Origin of the sequence: Streptomyces composti (assembly GCF_012034205.1) — a bacterium.
GTDB classification, from domain to species: Bacteria; Actinomycetota; Actinomycetes; order Streptomycetales; family Streptomycetaceae; genus Streptomyces; species Streptomyces composti.
Window position 1 is genome coordinate 1 of sequence record NZ_JAATEM010000060.1, and the last position, 6,223, is coordinate 6,223.

The 6,223-nt window shown below is 70.2% G+C and carries 4 protein-coding genes; 3 read left to right on the forward strand and 1 reads right to left on the reverse strand.

What is annotated here, in order from left to right; translation table 11 throughout:
• Positions 1-295: 295 nt before the first annotated feature.
• Positions 296-2,416 carry a PQQ-dependent sugar dehydrogenase gene (locus HCJ93_RS28770; protein WP_167998767.1) on the forward strand — a complete coding sequence of 707 codons (2,121 nt, stop codon included), beginning with the start codon at positions 296-298 and terminating at the stop codon, positions 2,414-2,416.
• A gap of 103 nt (positions 2,417-2,519) precedes the next feature.
• Here HCJ93_RS28770 and HCJ93_RS28775 read toward each other — a convergent pair whose 3' ends face one another.
• Positions 2,520-3,104: a TetR/AcrR family transcriptional regulator gene (locus tag HCJ93_RS28775; protein WP_167998768.1), complete on the reverse strand. Its 585-nt coding sequence runs from the start codon at positions 3,102-3,104 to the stop codon at positions 2,520-2,522.
• A gap of 150 nt (positions 3,105-3,254) precedes the next feature.
• On the opposite strand from HCJ93_RS28775, the gene HCJ93_RS28780 reads away from it, so the two are divergent.
• Positions 3,255-4,766 carry an FAD-dependent monooxygenase gene (locus HCJ93_RS28780; RefSeq protein WP_167998769.1) on the forward strand — a complete coding sequence of 504 codons (1,512 nt, stop codon included), beginning with the start codon at positions 3,255-3,257 and terminating at the stop codon, positions 4,764-4,766.
• A gap of 558 nt (positions 4,767-5,324) precedes the next feature.
• Positions 5,325-6,209, forward strand: coding sequence for an endonuclease/exonuclease/phosphatase family protein (locus HCJ93_RS28785; RefSeq protein ID WP_167998770.1), 885 nt, complete (start codon positions 5,325-5,327; stop codon positions 6,207-6,209).
• The last annotated feature ends 14 nt before the right edge of the window (positions 6,210-6,223 follow it).

Below are 6,223 nucleotides of genomic sequence, written 5' to 3' on the forward strand. Positions count from 1 at the left end.
CGGGCACACACCCAGCAGGGAGCGCACTGACATCCTCACGGTGCCCCCGCCCGCCCCGCACAGCCGGGCCGGGCGGGGCACCGACCCCGGTCCCACAACTCCCCGTACGCGCACCGTCTTTCCGCAAGAAAGTTGAAACTTTGTCCTTGACGAGTCGAAAGTACGCCCCTTAGCGTCCAACTGACTCGCTACGCACAGGGTTTCACCCACTTCACTCCGCAACGACCAGCCGGTGCTGCCGGAGCCCAGCGCCCTCACGCTCAGGCAACCACCGTGCAGAGCAGAGGAGTTCCGAGTGCGCAACAGACGGATCGTCACGCTCGTGGGGGCGGCGACGCTCGCCGGAGCCGTCGGGCTCCTGCCGCTGTCCCCGGCCCAGGCCGCCGGACCCGACCCGGCACCGCCGCCCGCGTCGGACTTCCAGAAGGTCACCCTCAACGACCGCCCCGGCGAGCCCATGGCCCTCGCCGTCCTTCCCGACCGCCGCGTCCTGCACACCGCACGCACCGGCGAGGTCCGCATCCACGATCCCAGGAGCGGCGTCAACTTCCTCGCCGCCGACATGAAGAAGAGCCCCGCCGGCCTCTACCAGCACGACGAGGAAGGCGTCCAGGGCATCGCCGTCGACCCCGACTTCGGCAAGAACCACTGGGTCTACCTCTACTACTCGCCCCGCCTGGACACCCCGGTGGACGACCCGGACACTCCCGACGTCAACGAGGGCGACGCACCGGAGTTCGGCAGCCCCGAGGACTTCGCGAAGTACAAGGGCGTCACCCGCCTGTCCCGCTTCAAGCTCAAGGGCAACACGCTCGACCTCGACAGCGAACAGAAGATTCTCGATGTCCCCGCCGACCGAGGCATCTGCTGCCACGTGGGCGGAAAGATCGACTTCGACAGCAAGGGCAACCTGTTCCTGTCCACCGGCGACGACTCCAACCCCTTCGCCTCGGACGGTTACGCCCCCCTCGACGACCGCGCCGACCGCAACCCCGCCTACGACGCCCGGCGCACCGCCGGCAACACCAACGACCTGCGCGGCAAGATCCTGCGCATCAAGGTGAAGCCGGACGGCAGTTACACGGTCCCGCGCGGCAACCTCTTCGCCCCGGGAACTCCGAAGACCCGACCCGAGATCTACGCCATGGGTCTGCGCAACCCGTTCCGCTTCGCGGTGGACGACAAGACGGGCGCGCTCTACGTCGCCGACTACTCACCCGACGCCGGCGAACCCGACCCGGACCGCGGCCCCGCCGGCCACGGCCGCTGGATGGTCGTCGACCGCCCGGCCAACTACGGCTGGCCGTTCTGCGTGACCCAGGACATGCCGTACCAGGACTACGACTTCGCCACCCAGAAGTCGAACGGCGCCTTCGACTGCAAGGCCCCGGTCAACGACTCCCGGCACAACACCGGCCTGAGCAAGCTGCCCCCGGTGAAGGACGCCCAGATCGTCTACGGCTACGGCGTCTCGGAGGAGTTCCCGGAACTGGGCGAGGGCGGTATCGGCCCGATGGGCGGCCCGGCCTACCGCTACGACAAGCACAACAAGGCGGTGAACCGCTGGCCGGCGTACTTCGACGGCAAACCGCTCTTCTACGAGTGGACCCGTGACCAGGTGAAGGCGATCACCCTCGGCAAGCGCAACGAGGTCAGGAAGATCGAGGACGCGATCCCCTCGATCACCACCGACGGCCCCATCGACGCCGAGTTCGGCCCGGACGGCGCGCTGTACGTCCTGGAGTACGGCACCGGCTACTTCGCCGAACTGCCCGAGGCCCAGCTCGCCCGCATCGACTTCACCCGCGGCAACCGCACCCCCGAGCCGAAGGTGAGCGCCGATGTGGTGGACGGCCACAGTCCGCTGACGGTGAAGTTCTCCAGCGCGGGCACCGAGGACGCGGATGGTGACTCCCTCCGCTACGCCTGGGACTTCGACGCGGACGGCAGGGTGGACTCGCGCGAGGCGGACCCGGTGCACACGTTCACCGAGGACGGCGTCTACGAGGCCACGCTGAAGGTCACCGACCGCACGGGCCGTTCCGCTTCCGCCTCCGTGCGCGTGGTCGTGGGCAACAAGGCGCCGGTGGTCACGCTCACCACCGACCCGGCCCCGGACAGCGGGACACCGTTCCACTGGGGCGACACGGTCAGCTGGGAGGTGGCCGTCGCCGACGACCAGCCGGTGGACTGCTCCCAGGTCACCGTGACCTTCATCCTCGGTCACGACACCCACGGCCACCCGCTGTCCACCAGCACCGGCTGCTCGGGGTCGTTCAAGACGTTCGTGGACGGCGGTCATGCCGGTGCGGACAATCTGAGGGCGGTCTTCAACGCCACCTACCAGGACACGCCGCCGGAGGGTCTGCCGTCCCTGTCGGGCAGCGACGAGGTGGCTCTGATCCCGGCCGACTGACCCGTCATCCGCAGGGCGGACACACGAGAGAATGAGGCGGGGCGCCGTCGTCACGACGGCGCCCCGCCTTCGTGCGTCCGCCCGGTGCGCCCGCGGGGGTGTGTCACCGCCCGGGGTGGGGTGCGGTGAGGTAGCGCTGGAGGGTGGGGGCGAGCCAGGCGGTGATCTCGTCGGGGTGCAGACGGGAGGCGGGCGGAAAGCGCAGGACGTAGCGGGTGAGCGCGAGGCCCAGCAGGTGCGAGGAGACGAGGGCGGCTCGTGCGGGTGCCTGTTCGGGGTCGGGGCAGACCCGTTCCACGAGGGGGAGCAGCTGGTCGCTGAAGATGCCGCGCATGCGTTCGGCACCCGTCTCGTTGGTGATGCCGACCCGCAGCAGCGCCGTGAGCACGTCGTTGTCCTCCCACATGTGCAGGAAGTGGGTGACCAGGGCGTGGCCGGCGTCGTCGCGGGGGAGCGAGGCGGGGTCGGGCAGCTGCAGGTCGATGGCGACGGCGGCGGCGAACAGGCCCTCCTTGTTGCCGTAGTACCGCATGACCATGGAGGGGTCGATCTGCGCCTGCTGGGCGATGGCGCGGATGGTGGCGCGTTCGTAGCCGTCGGCGGCGAAGCGCTCGCGGGCGGCGTCGAGGATGGCGCGGCGGGTGGCGTCCGAGCGGCGGGCGGGGGCGGGGGCCTTGCTCTGGTTCATGCCCACGATCGTAGGCCTACACATGTAGGCCAGGTCAACATGTGTAGGCCAACAAGCGTTGACATCCACCCCGACCCCGGCCTATTGTTGCCAACAAGCGTTGACCAACGTCCGTTGGCCAACAACTGTTGGCAAGTGTGGGAGGTCATCATGAACGGCACCAGCACCGGCCCCGGCTCCTCCCTCGGCTCTGGCGGCGGTCGCGTCCCGGACTGGGCGCGGACCGTGATCGTCGTCGGCGCCGGCCCCACCGGCCTCCTCCTGGCGGGCGACCTGGCCGAGGCCGGTGTCAAGGTCACGCTGCTGGAGAAGCGCCCCCACAAGATCAGCAACCTGTCACGTGCCTTCGGTGTGCACGCCCGTACCCTGGAGCAGCTGGACGCCCGCGGCCTCGCGGACGACCTGCTGGCGACCGGCAGCACCATCACCCGGCTGCGGCTCTTCCGCCGCCTCTCCCTCGACCTGAGCGGCCTGCCCTCCCGCTACCCGTTCCTCCTCATCACCCCCCAGTACGAGGTCGAGCACCTGCTGGAGAAGCGCGCCAGGGATCTCGGCGTCGCCTTCCACCACGAGACCGAAGTCCTCGCCCTCCGGCAGGACGGCACCGGCGTGGACGTGACCGTGCGGAACGCGGACGGATCGACCGCCACCCGCCGAGCCGCCCACGTCGTCGGCACCGACGGCCACCGCAGCGCCGTGCGGCAGGCGATCGGCCAGCCCTTCCCCGGCGTCTCCGTGATCAAGTCCCTGCTCCTGGCCGACGTCCGCCTGGCCGAGAAGCCGGAGAGCGTACTGACCGTCGACGGCGCCGGCGACGTCTTCGCGATGATCGCCTCCTTCGGCGACGGCTGGTACCGCGTCATGGGCTGGAACCGCCGGCACGAGGTCCCCGACGACACCCCCCTCGACCTCGAGGAGGTGCGGGAGGTCACCCGCCGCGCGCTGGGCACCGACTACGGCATGTACGAGGCGCGCTGGCTGTCCCGCTTCCACAGTGACGAACGCCAGGCCCCGAAGTACCGGGTGGGACGGGTCTTCCTCGCCGGCGACGCCGCCCACATCCACTCGCCGGCCGGCGGGCAGGGCATGAACACCGGCCTGCAGGACGCGGCGAACCTCGGCTGGAAGCTGGCCGCCGTGGTCAACGGCCAGGCCCCCGACAGCCTTCTGGACACCTACCAGACGGAGCGTCACCCGGTCGGGCGGGCGGTGCTGCGCAGCAGCGGCGGCCTGGTCCGGCTGGCCCGGGCCCGCATCCCCGCCCTGCGCACGGTACGCGCCCTGGCCACGACGTTCGTCAACGCCGTCACCCCCGCCCGCACCAAGGTCCTCGGTCAGCTGACCGGGATCGGCTTCCGCTACCCGGCCCCGCGCGGCTCCCACCGCCTGGTGGGCCGGCGCGTCCCGGACATCACCCTCCAGGGCGGCAGGCGCCTGTACGAGGCGCTGCGCGGCGGCCGGTTCGTGCTCATCACCCCGCCCACCGCTCCCGCCCCGCACCCGGACGGCCCGCACGAGGAGGTCGTGGTCGAGCACTGGGCCGGCGCCCGCCGCACCGCCGTGCTGGTCCGCCCCGACGGTTACGCGGCCTGGGCAGCCGACGACCCCGACCCCGCCGCCCTGCAGAAAGCCCTGGCCTCCCGCTACTCCACCGCCCCCTGACCGGGGCGCCCCGCTCCCAGGCCCTGCCCCCGTGCCGCCCCGCGCCTCTCCCGCTGGCCGCCCGGGCGCAGGGCCCCGGCCCGCGCAGCATGCCCCCCTTTCGCCTTCCCCCGCTGCACCGCCGGGGTGCGCCCGACGTCCGGCGCGCGTTGCGTCGCCTGCCCGATGATCCGCCCACGCCCGGCCCCCGCACCCCCTGCTGAGCCCGAGGGCACGACCACCCGTCATCGCGAATCGACCGCGACGAACACGGCCACGGCTGCGCCGAAGCCGAGGAGGGTCACGGACCGGCAGGTCTGCTCGTGACGCCGCACCGATCCTGGCGACTATGCGGCTGATTGCTCAGGGTGGGTGGGGTCACCGGGCGGAGTGTCTCATTCGTTTCTCGAGTTGCCTGGGCGCGTTTGCCTATCCTGCGTTGTTCCGTATCGGACTTCTTGACCCTGAGGAGACGGTGACGGCGACGGCGCAACCGGCAGCCCGCTCCGTCTCCGGCAGGGGGAGACGAGAGGAGGAAGCGTGGGCTTACGTGAATGCGTCAGGGCCGGGAGCGTGGCGGTGGCCGGTCTGAGCCTGATGGCCGGCGGTGTGGGCACGGTGAATGCGGCGGAACAGTCGGTGCAAAGTCTGCCGAGGGATGTCAGGGCGCTGACGTGGAACATCTGCGGGGCGTCGTGGACGGCTTGCAGTGATCTGTCGTTCGGGGACCGCCAAGCGAAGATCGGTGAACTGGTGGACTGGGCGAAGCGCGACCCCCGGGTCAGTGTGGTCATGCTCAACGAGAGCTGCGGCGCCTACTACGGCGGCTATCTCAGGCAACAGCTGAACAGGATCGGCCGGGGCAGCTGGAAGGTGGTGCACGCACAGGGCAAAGACATCGAGAAGGGCACGCCGTTCACGTGTGACGCGGACCCGCGCAAGCGCAAGGACGCGGGTATCACCATCGCGATGAAGCGGTTCCGCGGCGGAAATCCGCAGCAACTGCCGATGACGTTCCCCAGCACGGGTGGCCGCCCCGAGGGCACGCAGGTGGCGGCCTGCATCAAGGACGACCCCAACAGGATCGTCGCCTGCGCGGTGCACTTGCCCGCAGGAAAGTACGCGGATCAGCGGGCGGCAAGCACACGCAGCCTCCACGACCAGCTGAAGGCGTGGCAGGACAAGGGCTATCGCACCATTGCGGGCGGCGACTTCAACATGGAGCCGGACGCCGACGACATCCAGCCCATGTACCAGGACAACTTCGAAGCCGACTCGGACCGCAAGGGCTGGACCCACGAAACCGACAACGGCAACCGCCGGAAGATCGACTACGTGTTCTTCAGCGACTACGGCTGGGATCTGTTGAACGGCAACCCCATCTACACGGGAACACCACGCTACGAAGCGGGCCGGCTCAGCGATCACAAGATCATGCAGGGAACGGTCAGGGTCTCTCCCTGACCCCGCGGTGGGCG

Coding starts and splice junctions, on each gene's coding strand:
- HCJ93_RS28775 (WP_167998768.1), bottom strand. CDS start 3,104: ATGAACCAGAGCAAGGCCCCCGCCCCCGCCCGCCGCTCGGACGCCACC.
- HCJ93_RS28780 (WP_167998769.1), top strand. CDS start 3,255: ATGAACGGCACCAGCACCGGCCCCGGCTCCTCCCTCGGCTCTGGCGGC.